At 34.0% G+C, this 21,639-nt stretch carries 21 protein-coding genes and 2 tRNA genes; 9 read left to right on the top strand and 14 right to left on the bottom strand.

Annotated elements, in window-relative coordinates; translation table 11 throughout:
- Positions 1-88 precede the first annotated feature (88 nt).
- From LL966_RS15230 to LL966_RS15220, 3 genes are all read left to right on the top strand, one after another.
- Positions 89-161, top strand: a tRNA-Gly gene (locus LL966_RS15230).
- A gap of 14 nt (positions 162-175) precedes the next feature.
- Positions 176-261: transfer RNA gene (locus tag LL966_RS15225), tRNA-Leu, on the top strand.
- A 135-nt stretch (positions 262-396) separates the two neighbouring features.
- Positions 397-774, top strand: a complete 378-nt coding sequence (locus tag LL966_RS15220; RefSeq protein WP_229354450.1) for a DUF1508 domain-containing protein — start codon at positions 397-399, stop codon at positions 772-774.
- 125 nt (positions 775-899) lie between these two features.
- Here LL966_RS15220 and LL966_RS15215 read toward each other — a convergent pair whose 3' ends face one another.
- The gene (locus LL966_RS15215; RefSeq protein WP_057117327.1) at positions 900-1,115 is read right to left on the bottom strand and encodes a PG1828 family lipoprotein; all 216 of its coding nucleotides are present in this window, start codon (positions 1,113-1,115) and stop codon (positions 900-902) included.
- A gap of 353 nt (positions 1,116-1,468) precedes the next feature.
- Positions 1,469-2,698: a 3-deoxy-D-manno-octulosonic acid transferase gene (locus LL966_RS15210; protein ID WP_229354449.1), complete on the bottom strand. Its 1,230-nt coding sequence runs from the start codon at positions 2,696-2,698 to the stop codon at positions 1,469-1,471.
- 136 nt (positions 2,699-2,834) lie between these two features.
- Between LL966_RS15210 and LL966_RS15205 the strand changes: the two genes are divergently transcribed.
- From LL966_RS15205 to LL966_RS15195, 3 genes are all read left to right on the top strand, one after another.
- Positions 2,835-3,968 (top strand): DegT/DnrJ/EryC1/StrS family aminotransferase, encoded by a 1,134-nt coding sequence (locus LL966_RS15205; protein WP_229354448.1) that lies wholly within the window; start codon positions 2,835-2,837, stop codon positions 3,966-3,968.
- Between the two features lie 38 nt (positions 3,969-4,006).
- Positions 4,007-5,023, top strand: coding sequence for a UDP-glucose 4-epimerase GalE (galE, locus tag LL966_RS15200; RefSeq protein WP_229354447.1), 1,017 nt, complete (start codon positions 4,007-4,009; stop codon positions 5,021-5,023).
- 78 nt (positions 5,024-5,101) lie between these two features.
- Positions 5,102-6,007, top strand: coding sequence for a DMT family transporter (locus tag LL966_RS15195; RefSeq protein WP_229354446.1), 906 nt, complete (start codon positions 5,102-5,104; stop codon positions 6,005-6,007).
- A 232-nt stretch (positions 6,008-6,239) separates the two neighbouring features.
- Here the strand turns inward: LL966_RS15195 and fabD are convergent, their stop codons facing one another.
- Together fabD and LL966_RS15185 are read right to left on the bottom strand one after the other, a co-directional pair.
- Positions 6,240-7,112 (bottom strand): ACP S-malonyltransferase, encoded by an 873-nt coding sequence (fabD, locus tag LL966_RS15190; RefSeq protein ID WP_229354445.1) that lies wholly within the window; start codon positions 7,110-7,112, stop codon positions 6,240-6,242.
- A 73-nt stretch (positions 7,113-7,185) separates the two neighbouring features.
- Positions 7,186-7,548, bottom strand: a complete 363-nt coding sequence (locus LL966_RS15185) for a DUF983 domain-containing protein (RefSeq protein WP_229354443.1) — start codon at positions 7,546-7,548, stop codon at positions 7,186-7,188.
- A gap of 179 nt (positions 7,549-7,727) precedes the next feature.
- On the opposite strand from LL966_RS15185, the gene LL966_RS15180 reads away from it, so the two are divergent.
- Positions 7,728-8,591 (top strand): helix-turn-helix domain-containing protein, encoded by an 864-nt coding sequence (locus tag LL966_RS15180; RefSeq protein WP_229354441.1) that lies wholly within the window; start codon positions 7,728-7,730, stop codon positions 8,589-8,591.
- 238 nt (positions 8,592-8,829) lie between these two features.
- On the opposite strand, the gene LL966_RS15175 is transcribed toward LL966_RS15180, so the two are convergent.
- The 4 genes from LL966_RS15175 to LL966_RS15160 form a co-directional block, all read right to left on the bottom strand.
- Complete coding sequence (locus LL966_RS15175; protein ID WP_229354440.1) at positions 8,830-9,363, bottom strand: YceI family protein; 534 nt, start codon at positions 9,361-9,363, stop codon at positions 8,830-8,832.
- 253 nt (positions 9,364-9,616) lie between these two features.
- On the bottom strand, positions 9,617-10,333 hold the full coding sequence (locus tag LL966_RS15170) for a pirin family protein (protein ID WP_229354439.1): 717 nt from the start codon (positions 10,331-10,333) through the stop codon (positions 9,617-9,619).
- A 414-nt stretch (positions 10,334-10,747) separates the two neighbouring features.
- Positions 10,748-11,107, bottom strand: coding sequence for a hypothetical protein (locus LL966_RS15165; protein WP_229354438.1), 360 nt, complete (start codon positions 11,105-11,107; stop codon positions 10,748-10,750).
- Positions 11,108-11,113: 6 nt separating this feature from the next.
- Entirely contained in the window at positions 11,114-12,595 is a 1,482-nt protein-coding gene (locus LL966_RS15160) for a helix-turn-helix domain-containing protein (RefSeq protein WP_229354437.1), read from the bottom strand.
- Positions 12,596-12,792: 197 nt separating this feature from the next.
- On the opposite strand from LL966_RS15160, the gene aceB reads away from it, so the two are divergent.
- Together aceB and aceA are read left to right on the top strand one after the other, a co-directional pair.
- Entirely contained in the window at positions 12,793-14,394 is a 1,602-nt protein-coding gene (gene aceB / locus LL966_RS15155) for a malate synthase A (RefSeq protein WP_229354436.1), read from the top strand.
- Positions 14,395-14,526: 132 nt separating this feature from the next.
- Positions 14,527-15,807 carry an isocitrate lyase gene (gene aceA, locus LL966_RS15150; protein ID WP_229354435.1) on the top strand — a complete coding sequence of 427 codons (1,281 nt, stop codon included), beginning with the start codon at positions 14,527-14,529 and terminating at the stop codon, positions 15,805-15,807.
- Between the two features lie 207 nt (positions 15,808-16,014).
- On the opposite strand, the gene LL966_RS15145 is transcribed toward aceA, so the two are convergent.
- The 6 genes from LL966_RS15145 to LL966_RS15120 all read right to left on the bottom strand — a co-directional run bounded on the left by LL966_RS15145 (position 16,015) and on the right by LL966_RS15120 (position 21,543).
- Positions 16,015-16,590: a Crp/Fnr family transcriptional regulator gene (locus LL966_RS15145; RefSeq protein ID WP_073407828.1), complete on the bottom strand. Its 576-nt coding sequence runs from the start codon at positions 16,588-16,590 to the stop codon at positions 16,015-16,017.
- Positions 16,590-16,910, bottom strand: coding sequence for a DUF6370 family protein (locus LL966_RS15140; protein WP_229354434.1), 321 nt, complete (start codon positions 16,908-16,910; stop codon positions 16,590-16,592). The genes LL966_RS15145 and LL966_RS15140 overlap by 1 nt, the downstream gene beginning before the upstream one ends.
- Before the next feature lie 2 nt (positions 16,911-16,912).
- Positions 16,913-18,073, bottom strand: a complete 1,161-nt coding sequence (gene purT / locus LL966_RS15135) for a formate-dependent phosphoribosylglycinamide formyltransferase (protein WP_229354433.1) — start codon at positions 18,071-18,073, stop codon at positions 16,913-16,915.
- Entirely contained in the window at positions 18,070-18,558 is a 489-nt protein-coding gene (locus LL966_RS15130) for a hypothetical protein (protein ID WP_229354432.1), read from the bottom strand. The genes purT and LL966_RS15130 overlap by 4 nt, the downstream gene beginning before the upstream one ends.
- Before the next feature lie 399 nt (positions 18,559-18,957).
- Positions 18,958-20,832 (bottom strand): peptidase U32 family protein, encoded by a 1,875-nt coding sequence (locus tag LL966_RS15125; protein ID WP_229354431.1) that lies wholly within the window; start codon positions 20,830-20,832, stop codon positions 18,958-18,960.
- Between the two features lie 135 nt (positions 20,833-20,967).
- Positions 20,968-21,543 (bottom strand): hypothetical protein, encoded by a 576-nt coding sequence (locus LL966_RS15120; RefSeq protein WP_229354430.1) that lies wholly within the window; start codon positions 21,541-21,543, stop codon positions 20,968-20,970.
- Positions 21,544-21,639: the final 96 nt, after the last annotated feature.

Here is a 21,639-nt window from a genome sequence, read left to right as displayed (position 1 = left end):
ATACTTGTTTAATTGAATAAATGTCCTAAATTTGCACTCGCAATACGAAACAAATCAAGTGTTGCGAGTTCTTTTTAAGATTTGAAATGCGAAAATAGCTCAGTTGGTAGAGCGCGACCTTGCCAAGGTCGAGGTCGCGGGTTCGAGCCCCGTTTTTCGCTCAAAACCATATAATGCTCGGATGGTGAAATTGGTAGACACGCTGGACTTAAAATCCAGTGAACAGCAATGTTCGTGCGGGTTCAAGTCCCGCTCTGAGTACTAAAGCCTCTTCTTTTGAAGAGGCTTTTTTTATTATGTAAACTTTTAAAAGGTGCTAAGGTGTTGAGATTCTAAGGTTCTGAGGGTTTAAAAGCGACAATCTAAAATCAACAATCTAAAATCTAAAATTCAAATATGGGTGCTTTTGTAATTAGCAAGCGATTTAATGATGAATATAAATTTACTTTTACTTCGCGTAGAGGGAAAGTTATTTTTACAAGTTTGAGTTATGAGTTGAGGTTTGAGTGTGAAGAGGATATTGAGAAGTTTAAAAAGAACATTGAGCTGGCGAGGTTTTTAAAATTTAAAGGCTCTGGAGGGAAGTATTTTTTTAAACTGATGTTGGGTGAGGTTCACTTTGCTACAAGTCGAAAATATAGTACGGAATTGCTTTTGCAAAAAGGAATAAAAGAGATTGTGACTTATTCTTCTAAGTCGGAAATTTTGGATTTCTCTTCGAGTGAATCTATTTTTGGAGATGAAGAAGAAAATGAAGATGAGGCTGCAGAATAACAATAAAAAAAGCGTTTACAATTTGTAAACGCTTTTTTTTTTATTGAAGTAGATTAATATTAAAATTAATCATAAAAAAAACCATCTAAATGATGGTTTTAAAATCGTTAGAACTTAGGTTCTAATTATTTTTTTACTTCTTCTACTTTAGCAGCAGCTGAATCAACTTTAGCAGCAGCAGAATCAACAGTTGCAGCAGCTGAATCAACAACAGCAGCAGCTGAATCAACAGTAACAGCAGTAGAATCTACAGCAGCTTCTGAAGCAGCAGCGTCAGCTTTTTTACAAGATACAACAGTTAAAACAGCAACAACAGCTAAACTTAAAAATACTTTTTTCATCTTACTTTATTATAAAAGGTTAATTATTAATTCGTGGCAAAGATATAAATTTTTTAATATGTAAAATATTTTTTCACTTTTTTTTTAAAATATTTTCCTTACTCACGATTATGTTATTTATCAAATAATATGCCAAAATAGTAAAAATAAATTATATTACGGTATGTTTTGTCTATTTTATTTTTTGTTGAAAATTCTGTTGCTATTTTGGCTCTTTTAATTAGGTTTGTTGTAGTTTGTTTTGTTTTTTAAGGATTATTTCGATTTGTAAATAGTTGTAAAATTATAGTTTTGTGTTCTTTTTGTATAATAAAACTTCATTTTGTGAATTAAAATGATGCGATTTGAAGGATTTAAGAAACAATTTTCATAATGGTTTCTGTGGCGCCTTTGTTGTTTTGAATGAATGAACTGCAGATTTTGCTCTTTTCTTCAAAGAAAGAACGGTCTAATAAAAGCTTATCAAATGCATTTTTAAGTTCTTCTGCATTAGAAATAACATTGCAGCCCTTTAATTGTACGAGCGAAACGGCTTCTGCGAAATTAGAATAATTAGGGCCAATTACAATTGGAATTCCAAAAGTGGCAGGTTCTAAAATATTATGTATTCCAGGATTTCCAAAACCACCACCCACGTAAGCGATCGTTCCGTAGCTGTAAATTTTGGTTAATAAGCCGACTGTATCTACAATTAATACATTGTATTTAGATAAATCAATGTTTTCTTTTTCAGAATATAATATAGTTGATTTTGTAATCTGAGATTTAAGGTTTTCAATTTGATCAGCTTTAATATTGTGCGGAGCAATAATGAATTTTACATTTTCGGAAGCTTGATTGATATAGTCTGCAAGTATAACTTCGTCCTTTGGCCAAGAACTCCCAATTACAATAACAGGTTCATTGTTCTTGAAGTTTTCTATAAAATCTAAAGAGTTGTCACGTTGTAAAATGGCATTTACACGATCAAATCTAGTGTCGCCAGAAACAATTACATTATTAAAGCCTAAGCTTTTTATTTTTTGCTTTGATTTTTCGTTTTGAACAAAGAAGTAGGTAAAAGCTTTCAATGCTTTTCTGTAAAATCCGCCATACCATTTAAAGAACATTTGGTTGTCTCTAAAAATTCCTGAAATTAAATAAGTAGGGATTTTGTTTGTTTCTAACTCTTTTAGATAATTCAGCCAAAATTCATATTTGATAAAAAAAGCAAGTTCTGGATGAACAAGTTTGATGAATTTTTTAGCATTTGCTTTTGTGTCCAAAGGAAGATAAAGCGTTAGATCTGCCACTGTGTTATTTTTACGCACTTCGTATCCAGAAGGTGAAAAAAAAGTTACAATTATTTTATGGGAAGGATATTTTTCTTTGATTTTTTCTATAACCGGAAGTCCTTGTTCATATTCACCCAATGAAGCTGAATGAAACCAAATCGTTTTGTCGTCTGCTTTTATTTTTTCTTTTAAAATTGAAAATACATTTTTTCTGCCTTCAACAAAAAGCTTAATTTTCGGACTAAATAAGGCGATGATTCTTAAGAAAAATCCTGCGATATGTATGAGTAGATTGTATAAAAAAAGCATGTAATTTTTTTTGCAGCTAAATTACATTTCTTTCGACTATTTTCATTGGTTTGAAGTGATTAATAACTATTTTTGTTGCTCCCTTTAGAGATTTCTGTGTGAAAACAGCTTCTTTAATTTTAAAATAAATTCAAAAATGAAAAAAATTCAAATGGTTGACTTAAAAAGTCAATATGAAAAAATAAAATCTACTGTAGATGCTTCTATTCAAGAAGTTTTGGATACAAATACTTATATCAACGGGCCTTTAGTTCACCAGTTTCAAAAGAATCTTGAGGATTATTTGGGCGCAAAACATGTTATTCCTTGTGCGAACGGAACTGATGCATTGCAGATAGCTATGATGGGTTTAGGTCTTCAGCCAGGAGATGAGGTTATTACTGCCGATTTTACTTTTGCAGCTACGGTTGAGGTTATTGCTTTGCTACAATTGACTCCAGTTTTGGTTGATGTTGATATGACTAATATGAATATCGATATTGATGCTGTAAAAAAAGCAATTACTCCAAAAACAAGAGCAATTGTTCCGGTGCATTTATTTGGACGAGCTGCGAATATGGATGCGATTATGGAAATTGCAGCGCAATATAATTTATATGTAATTGAAGATAATGCGCAAGCCATTGGTGCTGATTATATTTCTAAATCAGGAACAAAATCAAAAGTAGGTACAATTGGTCATGTTGCCGCGACTTCTTTCTTTCCATCTAAAAATTTAGGTTGTTATGGAGATGGAGGAGCAATTTTTACAAATGATGATAAATTGGCTCATATCATCCGCGGAATCGTAAATCACGGAATGTACGAGCGTTATCATCATGATGTTGTGGGAGTAAATTCACGTTTAGATAGTATTCAGGCTGGAGTTTTAAATGCAAAATTGCCTCTTTTAGATGAATACAATCAGGCACGTCGTTTAGCAGCAACAAAATATAACGCAGCTTTCACTGGGAATCCACATATCGTTACACCAGATTTTGATGAAAACGAAAATGATCACGTTTTTCATCAATATGTATTAAGAATTTTAGATGCAGACAGAAATGCTTTAATGCAGCATTTATTGGATAAAGGAATTCCATGTGCGATTTATTATCCAATTCCGTTGCACTCTCAAAAAGCTTATTTGGATCCTCGCTATAAAGAAGAGCAGTTTCCTGTAACGAACCAACTAGTACAAGAAGTAATCGCTCTGCCAATGCATACAGAACTTGATGATGAGCAGATTAAATTTATTACTGACTCTGTTTTAGAATTTTTAAATAAATAAAAATTTAAACTATAATAACCGCGAAAAACAACCACAAAATGAAAGTATTAGTAACAGGAGGATTAGGGTTTATAGGTTCTCACACGGTAGTCGAATTGCAAAATGAAGGCTACGAAGTAGTGATAATTGACAATCTTTCCAATTCTTCAGAAGATGTTTTAAAAGGAATTACGTCCATTACGGGAAAAACGCCTTTATTCGAAAAAATTGATTTAAGAGAAAAAAGTTCCGTTCAGGATTTCTTTAAAAAACATAATGATGTTACTGGGGTAATTCATTTTGCGGCTTCAAAAGCAGTTGGTGAAAGTGTTGAACAGCCTTTATTGTATTATGAAAACAATATTAGCAGTTTAATATATCTTTTGCAGGAATTACAACAAAAACCTGAAGCGAGTTTTATTTTTAGTTCGTCTTGTACAGTTTATGGTCAAGCCGAAAAAATGCCAATTACAGAAGATGCTCCTGTTCAAACGGCAATGTCTCCGTATGGAAATACAAAACAGATTGGAGAAGAAATTATTACAGATACAGCAAAAGTTACGAATATCAGTGCTATTTTACTGCGTTACTTTAATCCGGTTGGAGCGCATTCGTCAACAGAAATTGGCGAATTGCCTTTAGGTGTTCCTCAAAATTTAGTTCCGTTTATTACGCAAACAGGAGCAGGATTGCGCCAGGAATTATCTGTTTTTGGGAATGATTATCCAACACCAGACGGAACTGCTGTTCGTGATTATATTCATGTGGTTGATTTAGCAAAAGCACACGTAATTGCTTTACAGCGTTTATTGAATAAAAAGAATTTAGCGAAAGTTGAAACTTTTAATTTAGGAACAGGAACAGGAAGTTCGGTTCTAGAAGTCATTCATAGCTTTGAGAAAGTAAGCGATAAAAAACTTCCGTATGTAATTAAACCACGTCGCGAAGGTGATATCACAGAAGCTTATGCAAATACAGATAAGGCAAATAATGTCTTAGGGTGGAAGGCTGAGTTAAGCTTAGACGAAGCAATGTCGAGCGCTTGGAAATGGGAACAAAAGGTGAGGAATAAATAATTTTTTAAATAAAATTATAAATTTTTAAAGTCCCAGATTATAGCAATATAATTTGGGATTTTTTTTAAAGAGATTTTTATGAAACAAAATTTAGATTATAAATTAATTTTTGCTCTCGCAGCGGTTGGAATTATTTGGGGAACAACATTTTTAGGAATTCGTGTTGCGGTTGAAACGATTCCGCCTTGGTTTGTAACTTCAATTCGTCAGGGATTGGCGGGAATAATCATGATGATTATTTTATTGTTTAAAAAAGAATTGAAATGGATTGGCTGGGAAAATTTAAAACATCAGCTCGTTCCTTCTATTTTGATGATCGTAGTAGCGAATGGTTTTACAACCGTTGCTGAACAGACTGTGCCAAGCGGACTAGCTTCGGTAATCAGTGCTATGGCTCCTATACTTATTTTTTTGGGCAGTATTTTGTTTAAATTACAAAAGCCAAGTTTAAGAGGATTTATTGGGGTTGTAATAGGATTTTCGGGAGTTGTTTTTATATTTAAAGATGGATTAGGATCTTTTTTAGATGCCGATTACAGAATCGGAATGATGTTTATGGGATTTGCAATTACCGCTTGGGCAGCCGGAACAATTTATACCAAAATTCATGGGAATAAATCTAAAAATATAGTTCTTAATTTATTTTACCAGTTTACAATGGCTTCATGCATTCAGATTGTTTTGGCATTTATTTTTTCGCCCACTATTGATGTGAATTTATGGAGTACTAAAAGTATTTTAGCAGCATTGTATTTGTCGGTTTTTGGATCTGTAATTGCTTTTTTTAGCTATAATTATGCTCTGAAACACGTTACTCCAGTTCAGGTTTCTATTTTAGCCTATATAAACACTATAATTGCGGTGTTTTTTGGTTGGCTTATTTTGGATGAAAAAATTACCGTTGATTTTATAATTGCAACAATCCTGATCATTTTGGGAGTTTTTATTATTAATTACAAAAAGAAGGAAAAGAAAGTTTTGTAATGTAAATTCTAAAAGTATATGTCTTTTTTGCTTTCCTTTTAGTATGTTATTTCGACGGAGGAGAAATCTTCGCAAGTAGCTCGGCAAAGTTTTTGGACTTTCTATGTAGAGTTTCTTGCGAAGATTTCTCCTCCGTCGAATGACAAAAAGCTCTGAAAAATCTATTTTTCAGAGCTTTTTTATGTGTGTAGTTTTTAACTGAAAACTGTCACTGCGACTGAACACTTAAAAATTAAGCATTAGCAACAGCAGCTTCTTTGTTTATTTTATTAATCAATCCAGTTAAAACTTTTCCTGGCCCAACTTCAGTAAATAATGTAGCTCCATCAGCGATCATTTGCTGTACAGATTGTGTCCATTTTACTGGCGCAGTCAATTGAATGATTAAGTTCTTTTTAATTTCGTTTGCATCAGAAACAGCACTTGCAGTTACATTTTGATACACTGGACAGATAGGAGTAGAGAAATTAGTTGCTTCAATTGCAGCAGCCAATTCTTCTCTTGCTGGCTCCATCATTGGTGAGTGAAAAGCTCCACCAACAGGCAAAATTAAAGCGCGTTTTGCACCCGCAGCTTTCATAGCTTCACAAGCTTTTTCAACAGCTGAAGTTTCGCCCGAAATAACTAATTGTCCAGGACAGTTATAATTTGCAGCAACCACAACTCCATCAATAGAAGCGCAAACTTCTTCGACAACATTATCAGCTAATCCTAAAACTGCAGCCATTGTAGACGGTGTAATTTCGCAGGCTTTCTGCATAGCTAAAGCGCGTTGAGAAACTAATTTTAAACCATCTTCAAAAGATAAAGTTCCGTTAGCAACCAAAGCTGAAAATTCTCCTAATGAATGTCCTGCAACCATTTCTGGTTTGAAATCTTCTAAAGTTTTAGCTAAAATAACAGAGTGTAAAAATACAGCCGGCTGTGTAACTTTAGTTTCTTTTAGTTCTTCGGCAGTGCCTTCAAACATGATATCTGTAATTCTAAAACCTAAAATTTCATTGGCTTTTTCGAATAATTCTTTGGCTAAAGCCGAATTTTCATATAAGTCTTTGCCCATTCCTGTAAATTGCGCGCCTTGACCTGGAAATACGTATGCTTTCATTTGTCTAATTTAATTTTTACTTTTTTTTAAAATTGAAAATTAGTTTCAATTGGAACGCAAAAGTAATATTTTTTTAGCTCGTATAACCTTTAAACATATAAATCCATGCTAACCTTGAAAATCTGAGATTAAACGGAGTGAATAAAGTAATGGTTATAGCAATAATGGGAAGAATTCTCAAATCAAAATTTTTCTCAAAGAAAAATTGGGCAATACAATATGTTGCAATTCCCTGAGCAACTGTTAATCCGTAGTTTACGTACATTGCGCCAAAGAAATAACCAGGCTCTTTTTGGAATTTATAATTACAGTGACTGCAATGTTCATTCATTTTAGGGAAACTGAAATTTAAAAAGATATTCTTGTCAGTAAAAACTTTTCCTTTATGACAAACAGGACATTCGTTTTTTAAAATATGTGTTAATGCGCTTGACATGATATTGTTGATTTTTGTTTATACAAAGGTAATTTGTAATGAATTAAAAGTCTTTTTTATATCTTCGCTTATTATAGCACAAAAAAGACATTTTTGATTTAAATTTTAAAAAACAAATTCCAAATTACAAAATGGAAAACGGTGATTTTTATAATCAAAAAAATAAATAATACTTATTTATGAAACGATATCCCATTTATAGTGTTCAGAATTTCAGCTGTAATGATATCCATCGCGATTTTTACGTTAATACTTTTACAGAACACTTAAAAAGTCACAGTTTTGTCGAAGAACCGCATCGTCATGATTCGTATTTAATGGTATTTTTTACAAAAGGTTCGGGATTTCACGAAGTCGATTTTGATCAATTCGAAATCAAAAGAGGAAGTTTATTTGTTTTGCAGCCGGGGCAAATGCATCATTGGAATCTATCTGAAGATATTGAAGGCTTTGTAATTATCTTTTCGCAGGAATTGTACAATTTATATTTTGGACAGAAAAAAATTAATGATTATAATTTTTACCATTCCATTCAAAACCGACCAGAAATGGTTTTTGAAGAAAAAGAAATCTCGAAAATTCAGCCTTATTTTGATTTGCTCATTCAGGAAAACATTCAAGATAATAAATATCAATTGGATAAATTATTGAATTTGCTTGATTGCATTCATATCGAAGTCGCAAGAAAATATAGCGAAACCTATTCGCATCAAACACATTCGTACAACATTAAAATCAATAAGTTTGAGTCGCTTTTAGAAGAATATTTCAGAACTCAAAAATTGCCTTCTTTTTATGCGGAAAAACTAAATATAACGCTGAAACATTTAAACAGAATCTGCAACGAAATTCTCCAAAAAACAGCCACAGAAGTGATTACAGATCGCGTAATTCTGGAAATAAAAAGAATGTTGATCGACAAACAATTAGCGGTAAACGAAGTAGCATTCAAAGTAGGCTACGATGACTATTCGTATTTCTCCAGATTCTTCAAAAAACAAACAGGAATGTCTCCGACGGAATTTCGAAATGCTTTGCGTTGATTTTTTTTTTTTTTTTTTGCCACAGATTAAAAGGATTAAAAAGATTTTTTTTTCTGCATTGCTACGAATAAATAATCAGTGAAAATCCTTTTAATCTGTGGCCAAAAAAAATTTCCAGTTGGGAAAGAAAAAAAATAGTGAAAATTAGTGTAATTAGTGGCAAACCAAAAAAAAAGCCTGCACTCCGAGAAAAAGTGCAGGCTCTTTAGCCAACCAAATTAAAACCTATTTTTAAAAATTAAGCTTGTTTTACAAATTGTAATTCAATGTTTAATTTTACTTCTTCGCCAACTAAAACACCACCAGTTTCAAGAGCTGAGTTCCAGTTTAGACCCCAATCTTTACGATTGATTTTTCCTTCTATGCTTAAACCTACTTTTGTATTTCCCCAAGGATCAGTTAAGATTCCGCTATATTCTACAGGAAAAGTTACACTTTTAGAAACACCTTTAATGTTTAAATCTCCAGTAATTTCATAGCTTCCTTCATTGATTTTTTTGAAAGAAGAAGCTTTGAAAGTCAATTTTGGATGATTCTCAGCATCAAAGAAATCTCCGCTTCTTAAATGTCCGTCTCTGTCTGCGTTTGCAGTATCTACTGAAGCGATATCAGCAGAAAATTCGATAGTAGCATTTTCGAAGTTGTCTCCGTCTGTAGTGATTGTAGCGTCGTAAGTTCCAAATTTTCCTGAAACATTTGTAAACATCATGTGTTTAACTTTAAAACCAATTTCTGAGTGGGTTGGGTCAATTGACCATTTTGTAGTTGCCATAATTTTATTTTTTTAATAATTAATTTATTTCATTTTGATAGGACAAAGTTACGGTGACAGTTGTCCTGAAGCACTTAACCTAGATTAAGAAATGAAAGATTTAGATTTCTTTAAAAGAAACTTATACTTATAAATTTAAGTGTTCTTTTTTGGTTGAGTGTAAAGTTTATGTAAAAAAAGAAACGATAACAATCTGATTAATAGATTCGTTATCGTTTCGGCATACAGGTATTAATTGTTTTTTGTTTTCGAATTAATAATTCATCGGAACGTCCATTAATAAAATTTCAGCGTCTGTATTTGCTTTGATGTTTAAAATATCTGTGCCTGAAATTCCAACTGCATCACGGCTGTTTAATTCCTGACCGTTTACGGTTACATTTCCTTTTAAAACGAAAGCGTAAACTCCGTTTCCTTCTTTTTTGATTTTATATTCAGTAGTAAATCCAGAATCGAAATTACCCATATTAAACCAGGCATCTTGGTGAATCCAAACGCCTTCATCATCTGCATTTGGAGATAAAATCTGAGACAATTTATTATGTCTGTCAGCAACGTCTAAAGTGATTTGTTGGTAGCGTGGCGCAACGTTTCTTTTATTTGGAAACAACCAGATTTGCAACAATTTAGTCTGCTGATCTTCATTCGGGTTAAATTCACTGTGCTGTACTCCAGTTCCAGCGCTCATAACCTGAATATCACCATTTTTGATGATTTCAGTATTTCCCATGCTATCTTTATGCGCCAAATCTCCTTCAAGTGGAATCGTAATAATTTCCATATTATCGTGCGGGTGTGTTCCAAATCCCATTCCCGCAGCAATCGTATCATCATTCAAAACACGAAGCGCTCCAAACTGAATTCTATCTGGATTGTACCAGCTTGCAAAACTAAAACTGTGATAAGCGTTAAGCCATCCATGATTTGCGTTTCCTCTTGTGTCTGCTTTATGTAATACTATATTTTCCATGATTTGTCCTTTTGTTAATTTTATAGTACAAAGATACGGTCGATGTAGAGGAAAAGCACTTAACCTAGATTAAGAAAAGGTGCTAAGGTTCTAAGATGCTGAGATGCTAAGTTTTTTCTGGAGCAGAAATTTTAGTTTTCAAAAGACGTTTAGTCCCGCTATCCGTTGCAATCTTTTGTGTCTCGTTAAAGAAACGAGACACAAAAGGATTTCCACTTCTATCGGGGCTAATTTAGAAGTTTTTGTTTTCAGAAGTTGAATAGACGAAAAGGGAAAACGTTCCGAAGGAACAAAACATATTGTAGGGATGGATTTTAATCCATTCTTCAAAGTGGGGCAACAAAGATTGGCGATTATTGAATCAGAGTTTCTAGTGTGATCTCTCCTTCGTCGAGATGACAAGATTGTTTCGAATTATTTAATCCTAATCAATTTTCCTTTCCCAACAACTTCATCAAGATAATTCGCAGCAGAACTTTTCTTATCATGCATAAAAAAAGGAATTGTATCTTTTGTAATCTGGTCTTTCGGAATGCTTATAATCAAATCAGTATTGATAAAATTATCTAGTAGTATTACATTTCCATAAGAAACTTTTCCTTTTGGCAAGTATTTGTTGTCAAAAGCAAAAATGCTGTCCCTGAAAGTAATTTTATCTTTTTGGATATAAGAATTGTCGTTTTCTATCAAATAATTGTAACGTCCGGTAAGTTTGTCCGTTTTTTGAATGAAGTTAATAGAAAGTAAGGTGATAAGTAAAGCAAAATATTTCATAAAATTCTAACTGTATTGATTAATAAACTGCTGCACAACCATGTCCGTATTCTCATGTCGTTTCTTTCTTTCTAGAATAATTGGAGGAGCAGCTCTTTCTAGGCAATCGTGAACAGCGCAGGTTTCGCAAGTAACGCCAACAATTCGTTTAACTAAAGGTTTGCCTTCAATAAATTTAAATTTCTTTTTCATTGCTGGATTAATCAAAATCCCAACAGAAATACTTCTAATGGTATCATGCGAAAAAGGATCTTTTGTAGCCGATGAAAAAACCAAATATTCGTTTCCGCTATTCGCGTAGCTGGATATTTGAGCATCGAAAAAATGAGATTTATTTTGTTTGATGGCCTCGTCAATGGTTTTTACCGAAACCCATCTTCTGCAATAATGCTCATTGGTTTCGTTGGCATGTGGTTCCTGCTGATGCGTAATGTGTAATTCTTTATTTATCTGATAAAAATCGGAACCTATTTTATGTGATAATCTTAAAAAAAATAAATTTTTCAGCTGAAAATCTTTCGGTAGTAAATTGGTCAGCCTTTGGTAAAACGATTCTGGTGAGACTTCAAAACTTTCAATCAATGAAACAAATTCTTGCGGTTTTGGTTTTTCGTTTTCTAAAAAAGAATTGATTTTATCTACAACCAATTTTCTAGGCAATAATAAAGCGCCAGCAAAATAAGAAGCATAAAAGTTGTGCAAAACTTGATCGAAATTTTCAAACTTAATCCAACTGAAAGTCAATAAGCGATCGGAAATTTTTAGATAATTATAAGCAATTTCTTTTGCTAAAATAAAAGCTTTCTGCGGAGAATCTAGTTCGGTCGAAAGTAATAAAGTCTTGCTTTTGGGAACATAAATCGAACGCAAATCGCCCAAAGCTTCTTGATCTGTAAAAGCAATTTCTTTAATGACGTATTCGTATTCTTCTTTTAAAATGGCTTCCAGTTCTTCAACGCTGATTTTAGAATCGAGGTTAATCTGGAAAGATTTTGAAAATGCAATTACCTTTTCCTCTAAGTCTTCAAAGTAATTGCTATGTGCTTCCTGATAAGAGCGTAATGAAGCCAAAAAGAAGCTTTCACGGCTTAAATTATAATGTTGGGCAATTTCAAAAATGGTACTGATAAAAGCATTGACTTTTGCAGGAGCATTGGCAATAATATCAATTAAATCAGTTTCTTGAATTCCGAACAATTCTAAAGGAATCTCTTTTAAAATTCCTGATTTTAGAATTTCGCCAATCGGAGCGAGGTTGTTATCCAGTTTTAATGATACCATTTGGTCGTAAGTCACATCCAAATGTTCACATAGAAGCAAAATTTTGTCTGTTTTTGGATATTTTTTTCCCTTTTCAATCTCGTTTAAGTACGATTTTGAAAGATTTGTCAATTTGGCCAAGCCAAAAAGAGACAGATTTTTTTGCGTTCTGACTTGCTTCAATTTTAGTCCGAAGATCAGCTTTATATAGTCTTTTTCAATATCCATGAACCAAATATAGTTATTCTAGAAATAATCGCCAAAAAATTATTTTTCATTTTTAGCGAACGTTCGCTTGTTTTGTAAAAAACTTTTTGCTAATATTGTGGTGTAGAAAATATTAGTTATCAGTTTGTTATGATTTGATGTTTTGAAAAACACAAAGATGATTCAATTGTTTCTAATAAAAATTAAAAACCACAGCTATGAGAAACCAAACTGAAATTATCGAAACGGCAATGGAATTTTTAGCCGAAAAGAAGCTTCGTTATCCAAAAATTTGGACAGAAGAAGCGATTGTTTTTATAACCGAATTGCACAGAAAATTCGAATTACAGCGTAAGTTGCTTCTTTTGCAGCGCGAACAAAAACAAGTCAATTTTGATCAGGGAATTATGCCGGTTTTTATTCCAGAAACAAAAAGTATTCGAGAAGGAAACTGGACAGCAGGAGAAATTCCGAAAGACTTATTGGATCGCAGAGTAGAAATTACAGGTCCGGTTGATCGCAAAATGATTATTAATGCTTTGAATTCAGGAGCAAAAACTTTTATGGCCGATTTTGAAGACAGTACTTCGCCAACTTGGCAAAATCTAATGGATGGACAAGTGAATTTGATTGATGCTGTTAACAAAACGATTACGTTTACCGATTTGGCAAAGCAAAAGTCCTATCATTTAAATGAAAAAATCGCAACGCTAATTGTTCGCCCAAGAGGTTTACACTTGCCAGAAAAGCATATTTTAATTGAAGGTCATGAGGTTTCTGGATCTTTGGTAGATTTTGGCTTGTATGTATTTCATAATCATAAAAAACTTTTAGAAAATAATTCAGGGCCATATTTCTACATTCCGAAACTAGAACATTATTTAGAGGCGAGATGGTGGAATAATGTAATTGATTTTACTGAGGATTATTTGAATCTAAAAAGATGTACCATAAAAGTGACGGTCTTAATTGAAACCATAACGGCGAGTTTTCAGCTGGATGAAATCATTTACGAGTTAAAAGAACATATTGTTGGTTTAAATTGTGGGCGTTGGGATTACATTTTTTCTTATATCAAAAAGTTTAGAAAGAATCCAAAATTCATTGTTCCAGATCGTGATCAGGTAAATATGACTTCGCCTTTTATGAATGCCTATTCAAATCTAGTAATTCAGAGATGTCACAAACGAGGAATCCATGCGATTGGCGGGATGGCTGCACAGATTCCGATTAGAAATAATGAAGAAGCAAATGCAGCAGCTTTCGCGAAAGTGAAAACCGATAAAGAACGTGAAGTTCGAAACGGCCACGACGGAACTTGGGTAGCACATCCAGATTTGGTTGCCGTGGCAAAAGAGATTTTTGATAAAGGAATGCCAACTCCAAATCAGATTCACGTAAAAAGAGAGCATCGAAGAATTACAGAAGCAGATTTGATTGAACCACCAATCGGATTGATTACAGAAAATGGTGTTCGAAAAAATATCAATGTTGCGGTTTTGTATCTCGCTTCATGGCTAAACGGACAAGGTGCAGCTGCTTTGCATAATTTGATGGAAGATGCGGCGACAGCAGAAATTTCGAGATCACAACTGTGGCAATGGCTTCAGAATAAAGTAATTCTAGATAATGGTAAAAAGCTTGATTTGGCATATTATCATAAACTTGCTTTTGATGAATTTCAAAAGATCAAAGAAGAATTAGGAGAGGAAAATCACGAAAAACAGCAATTTCCATTAGCTGAAAAAATGTTGGAAAGACTGGTTGTAAATCTACATTTTGTTGATTTTCTAACGATTCCGTGCTACAAATACCTCTAAACAATTAAAAATTGAGAATTAAAAATTAAAAAAAAATCAGCAAGATTTAGCAGATAACAAAGATTTTTGATTTTTAATTCTCAATTTTTAATTGAATGAAATGCTTTACTAACCACTTTAACTAAACTATTTATGAAAACAACAGAAGACAGAATTCAGGAATTGATTAACGATTGGATCACGAACCCAAGATGGAAAGGCGTTGAGCGTCCTTATACTGCGAGTGAAGTAGTAACGCTACAGGGATCGTATAAAATCGAACATTCTATTGCTAAAATAGGTGCAGAGAAATTATGGAGAAAGTTAAAAAATCAGGATTATGTAGCGGGTTTGGGAGCATTGACTGGAAATCAGGCAATTCAGGAAGTCGATGCAGGTTTAGAGGCGATTTATTTAAGCGGTTGGCAGGTTGCTGCTGATGCAAATCTGGCGGGGGAAATGTATCCTGACCAATCGCTTTATCCTGTAAACAGCGTTCCGATGGTTGTTAGAAAAATCAATAATGCGTTGTTACGTGCCGATCAGATTCAGACGGTTAACAATATTGAAGATAGAAAAGATTATTTAGTGCCAATTGTAGCTGACGCCGAAGCAGGTTTTGGAGGAAATTTAAATGCTTTCGAATTAATGAAATCGATGATTGAAGCGGGAGCTTCTGGAGTTCATTTTGAAGATCAATTAAGTTCTGCTAAAAAGTGCGGACACTTGGGCGGAAAGGTTTTGGTTCCAACACAAGAAGCAATTAATAAACTGATTGCTGCGCGACTGGCTTCAGATGTTATGGGCGTTTCGACTTTAATCGTTGCTAGAACAGATGCTGATGCAGCAAATTTATTAACAAGCGACGCCGATCCAAGAGATAGAAAGTTTTTAACTGGCGAAAAAACGGCTGAAGGTTTCTTTTATGTAAATAACGGAATCGATCAAGGAATTGCAAGAGGTTTGAGTTACGCACCTTACGCTGATTTAATTTGGATGGAAACCAGTAATCCGGATCTGGATTATGCAAGAAAGTTTGCAACGGCTATGAAAAAAGAATTCCCAGATAAGATGCTGGCATACAATTGTTCTCCATCTTTCAATTGGGCAGCAAAATTATCAATTGCCGAAATGGAAACCTTTAGAGAAGATTTAGCTGCAATGGGCTATAAATTCCAATTTATCACTTTAGCAGGATTCCATGCTTTGAATACCAGTATGTTCGAATTGTCTAAAGCCTATAAAGAACGTGGAATGGCAGGATATTCTGAATTGCAGGAACGCGAATTCGCTTTACAAAAAAACGGATTCAGAGCAGTAAAACATCAGGTTTTTGTGGGAACTTCTTATTTCGACGCTGTACAGAATACGGTTATGTTAGGAAAATCGGCAATAACAGCGATGAAACATTCTACTGAGGTTGAGCAATTTTAATTCAAAAGAAAAGCCAGTTCATTGAACTGGCTTTATTTTTTTGCCACAGATTAAAAGGATTAAAAGGATTTTTTTTTTCGCCACTAATTACACAAATTTCCACGAATTTTATTTTAATTTTTAAATCAATTAATTCGTGGAAATTTGTGTAATTCGTGGCAATATTTTTTTAATCTATTTAATCCTTTTAATCTGTGGCAAAAAAAACTATTTCTTCAAAAGCCTGGCTTTCATTTTGCTGAAAAATTCTGGTGTTACACCAATGAAAGAAGCGATTTGTTTTTGAGGAACTTTGTGAACTAATGTTCCATATTTTTTAGTGAATTTTTCAAAGCGTTCTTCGGCAGGTAAACTTAAGTTATCCATTAATCGCTGTTGATTGGCAACCAATGAATTTTCAATTAAAATCCTGAAAAAGCGTTCCAGTTTTGGAATTTCAAGATATAACTGTTCCTGATTTTCTTTTGATAAAGAAACAACTTCGGCTTCTTCCAGAACTTCAATAAAAAGTTGTCCTGGTTTTTGTGAAAAAAAGCTATACATATCGCTCATCCACCAGCCTTCGCAGGCAAACGATAAGACATGTTCAACAATATTGTCGTTGATATTGAAACTTCTTAAAATTCCAGAGTTTACAAAATACGAATGTTTGCAGACTTCGCCGGCGTTTAATAAAAGCGTTTTGGCTTTGTAAGTGTTGGTTTCTAGTTTAGATAAAAAAAGCGCCTGTTCTTCTGGTGTCAGAGAAACGTGTTTGGCAATGTTTTCGAGAATTAATGCCATTATTTTTTATCGTCGATTAAGGTAAATGAAGTTGCTTTAAATCTATCTCCTTTGATTTCTCCTGTAACTAAAGCTTTACTGATTGCATTACAAAAACCTTTTTCAGCGTGTGCATCTCCATGATCGTGAATGGTTGTTCCGTCAACGAAATAAGATTTTCCGTCAATACGTACGGCTAAATCACAGCTTTTGCCTTTCATTCCAAATTGGCATTCTCCGCATGAAGCCTCAACGACTGTTGGCTTGTCAAATTTCTTTTTGTCTTGTGCTTGTACTGCGATTCCGATAAAAATGAAAGTCGCTAAAAGTATATTTTTCATAGTTAAGAATTTACAGTTATTAATTTTGCCGTTTCTTTGGCACGTTCTATTACTTCGTTAATTGGAGTTGAAAGTGTATCGTGGCTTAAAACCACACCCATTCTTCGGTAGGGTCTTGACGTCGGTTTTCCAAAAATCCTGAAATCGGTTTTGGGTAAAGCGGCTACTTTTTCTATTCCGCTGAAAGTTGGATTGGCTGAATCTTCTGATGCTAAAATTACAGCACTTGCGCCAGCTTTTTCTAAAGTAATTTCAAAAATCGGAAGACTTAAAATCGCTCTCAAATGCAATTCAAATTCGTTAAAATTCTGCGTTCCTGCTAAAGTTACCATTCCGGTATCATGCGGGCGGGGAGAAAGCTCAGAGAAATAAACGCCTTCTTTCGTTAGGAAAAATTCAACACCAAAAAGTCCGGCACCGCCAAGCGCTTCCGTAATTTTTTCGGCCATATCCTGAGCTTCATATAAATCCTTTTCTGATACCAAAGCCGGTTGCCAGCTTTCCTGATAATCACCTCTTTCTTGTCTGTGACCAATTGGAGCGCAAAACAAAGTTGGGTTGTTATTTTGAGTAATCGTTAAAAGCGTAATTTCTGAATGAAAATCGACAAAAGCTTCAACAATCACTTCGATAACATCGCCACGCGAACCAGCAACGGCATATTGCCATGCTTTTTCTATATCGTTTTCTGTTTTGATTGTTGATTGTCCTTTTCCTGATGATGACATTAAAGGTTTTACTACACACGGAATTCCAACTTCTTGAACAGCTTTTTGAAGTTCTTCTGCTGAAGTTGCGTATTCGTATTTTGCAGTTCTCAAACCAAGTTCTTTTGCTGCTAAATCACGAATGGCTTTGCGATTCATGGTAAAATTTGCCGCTTTCGCTGAAGGAACAACGGTAATTCCTTGTTTTTCGTAATCATAAAAACGTTCGGTGCGAATGGCTTCTATTTCTGGAACGATAAAATCGGGTTGGTGTTTGGTTACGATTCGGTCCAGCGCTTCGCCGTCGAGCATATTGATGACTTCAAAAACGTGTGCAACCTGCATGGCGGGAGCATTTTCGTAACTGTCAACTGCAATTATGGTTTGTCCGATTCGTTGTGCGGCAATGACAAATTCTTTGCCTAATTCGCCTGAACCTAGGAGTAGTATTTTCATTTTGTTTGATTTAAAGTTTGGGTATTTTGGCTTGCTTTTACAATTATTAAACTGCTTATAAAAGTTAAAATCATTAATACAAATGATAGGAATAAAATCATTAGTATCGAAAACAGAATGATATCTGGAATTTGTGATTTTAATACAACAGACAGTCCATTAACCAATTGTCCGATTATGTAAATTGTAAAAAGTGATATTATAAGTTTAGAACTTACTCCAAAAGAAAACTGGGAGCAATCTTGAAAATAAGTTGTTTGATCTAACGAGTAGTTTAATTTTCTAGCAGTATTCCAAAAGAGAAAAATAATAAATAGTGGGAATAAAATTCCCCAAAATATAGGGTTCCAAAAAACACCAAAATCACATATTTGTATACATAAGTCGATGAAAAGGCTTTTTGAAAAAATTAAAAGTGGAAAAAAAGAGGTCACAAAAAAACCAGCAATAATTGCATGTTTTTGAATGTTGTTTTTTGATTCCATTTAAAATTATTTTGAGAGTAAAGATAAATAAAATGAAATTTATTCTCACGTAGATTTTGGAGATTCGACGGATTTAATTTAATAACCGATTTGTTTTTTAAATAAAGTAATTATTATAGTTTGTCATTTCGAGGAACGAGAAATCACACTAGATGCTCGATAAAGATTGGCGCTTTACTTTGCGGAATCCCGCGTGCGATTTCTCGTTCCTCGAAATGACAAGGTTGAGGGTGTTACAAACGTAAAAGTTCTTATAAGCCCGTTCGCGTGAGGGATAGAAGTGGAAAGCCCACAGTCGTGAGGAACGAACAGGCGAGGACTTGTAACGGATAGCCCGACCCGGAGGGGCACGCCCAAAATAAAAAACCGATACTTCTTTTAAAAGTATCGGTTTGTATATTAATGAAAATGATCTTCTTCGATCTCAAATTCAGCATCTTTTTCCCAGATTTCCATTTCGCAGGGTTTGCAGTTGAATTTTAGTTTATATTCAAGTTCTCCCTGTTTTAAAACCAATGGTTCTTTTACTTTAACACCCACTATGTCTTTTTGATGTATCGGGCATTTTTTCAATTCGTATTTGATACAATATTTTGTTGTCATTACACGCGATTTTCCTGGATCCCATTGCAATTCGAATGCTTTTTCGATTTCGGTAACACCATGACGTTCGTAGAATTTACGAGCCGTTTTGTTCGAAACATTGTACATGAAATCCAATTTGGTTTCAGGATATGGATGTGACGTTTTTACCATTTGGTGCTCTTCACGTTTGTAGTTTGCCAAACGAATTTCTGTCAACTGATCGTAAACGGTTCTTCGCATTTCGTTAATTTTTGAAATAGGAAGGAACCAGTTTTGCGAAAACATAATGTTGATTTCATTAGCAGTATAAGGTGTAAAACCTGTTTTTGCCAATTGTGTTTTAATGTTTTCTTCTATTGATTCGCCAGTTTTGGTCTGTTCTTTTGCATGTTCTAAATTAACGATACTTACATTTCCGTCTTCATCAGTTGCGATTAATTCAAAACCAGTTTCTGTTTCTGTAAGTAACAAAGTGGTGCTTAATTTACGAACAGCGCTGTCTTCTCTCTCCACAATTTTGATGAAAGCAGCGTCGTTATTTCTGTAGATGAAAGTTCCGTCTTTTACTTCTTTTAAAACGTTCGGGTAAATTTTACCATTTTCGGCTTTGTTTACGTAAATTCCATCGGCTTCATTATTTTCGTTGATGAAGCAAAGTCCGTCACCGTTGTTTAATAATTCGCCGTTTTCAATTTCGTAAGCATTTCCAACAGTTCTAATTAATTTTCCAATATATTGTCCTTTTGATTTTGGACTTTCCCAAGAACCAATAGAACTGTGTCTTTCGTTTACGAAATAATCCGTATAACCACGGTTGAAGGTTCTGCTTAAAGAAGAATCAAAAGTATATGTACAAGTTCCAGAAGAAGCTTTCATGTATTTTTCGCTTCCTGCGCCTTCTAAATAACTATCTAGTTTTTGACGTAAGTAAGACACGTTGTTTTTTACGTAAACAACATCTTTCAATCGGCCTTCAATTTTAAAGGAAACAATTCCAGCTTCAATCAAATTTGGGATTTGCTCAGAAATATCTAAATCTTTAATCGAAAGTAAGTGACTGTTTCTGATTAAAGTTTCTCCGTTTCCATCAATTAAGTTATAAGGTAAACGACAATTTTGTGCACAAGAACCACGGTTGGCGCTGCGTTCTCCGTTAGCCACACTCATATAACAGTTTCCACTAAATGAAACACATAAGGCTCCGGTTACGAAAAACTCTAGTTCAACATCAGCTTCGTCGTAAATCGTTTTAATTTGATGCAAGTTCAATTCGCGCGCTAAAACCACACGTTTAATTCCGGCATCTTTAAGAAATTTAATTTTATCGGCATCACGATTATTAGCTTGTGTACTGGCGTGAAGTACGATAGGAGGCAAGTCCATTTCCATAATCGCCATATCCTGAATAATCAGAGCATCTACACCAATATCGTATAATTCCCAAATCATTGAACGGCAAGTTTCTAATTCGTTGTCATACAAAATGGTATTCATAACAACAAAAACCTGAGCGTTAAACAAGTGCGCATATTGTACCAAAGCAGCAACATCTTCAATAGAATTGTTGGCATTAGAGCGCGCTCCAAATTGTGGTGCACCAATATATACTGCATCTGCGCCACTATTTATGGCCGCCATTCCTCCAATTAAATCTTTAGCAGGAGCTAATATTTCGATTTTCTTCTTCATTTCTAAAACTTTAGACTTTTGTGGTATTCCCGAAAAAAAGTGTGCAAAGGTCTTATAAATTATTTGAGTTTGCTAATGCTGAAGCGATTTTTTTGAATTTGTTAACTTAATATGGAATGATGATAAATGAAATTTTTAGTCTAGAGGAAAAGTATATCCAGCCGTAAAACCTCCGAAAGATTGTTCGGTTGATAAATTGGAGTAAAAAGAAATTCCAAGTTCTATATTATTTTTTCGGCCAACAGCAAGTCCAAAGCTAATTGGGATGTGAGCTACAACGCCACTTTTTTTCTCATTGACATATTCTGTATAGGTTTCGAAAGAGCCAATAGAAGCACCAATACCCGTTTCTATAAAAGGAGCAACCCACGGAATTGGAGCGCAAAAACGAACTTTTCCGCCTAGAAAAAAAGCTTTAGTTTCTACTTTATAATTTTGCGGATTTCTTATTTTATCTTCGTCAGTAGAGGTTATAATTAATCCGGCATAAGGCCTGACACTAAACCATTTTTTTATTCCAATTATATATTCTCCTTGTGTATAAAAACCAAAACCGTCTATAATTTCAGGATTTTCTTCTTCATAATGTGAGGTGCTTGATCCAAATCCGATAGAAGCTTTAATGAATTTGCCTTCTGTTTGTCCTTGAATTAAAGAAGAAAAAAAGCAAGTAAATAACATAATTATAAAACTGCGTAAATTTAGGTTCATATTGGTTTTACTTTGGTTAAAAATTGGTTAAGGCGAATGTAAGTATTATTGCTTTATTTTAGCAAATAAAAAAACTGCTCAATCCGAAGACCGAGC

Source organism: Flavobacterium chungbukense (genome assembly GCF_020805785.1).
GTDB classification, from domain to species: domain Bacteria; phylum Bacteroidota; class Bacteroidia; order Flavobacteriales; family Flavobacteriaceae; genus Flavobacterium; species Flavobacterium chungbukense.
The sequence above is the reverse complement of the archived record's forward strand: the minus strand, read 5'-3'. Positions and strand labels throughout refer to the sequence as shown.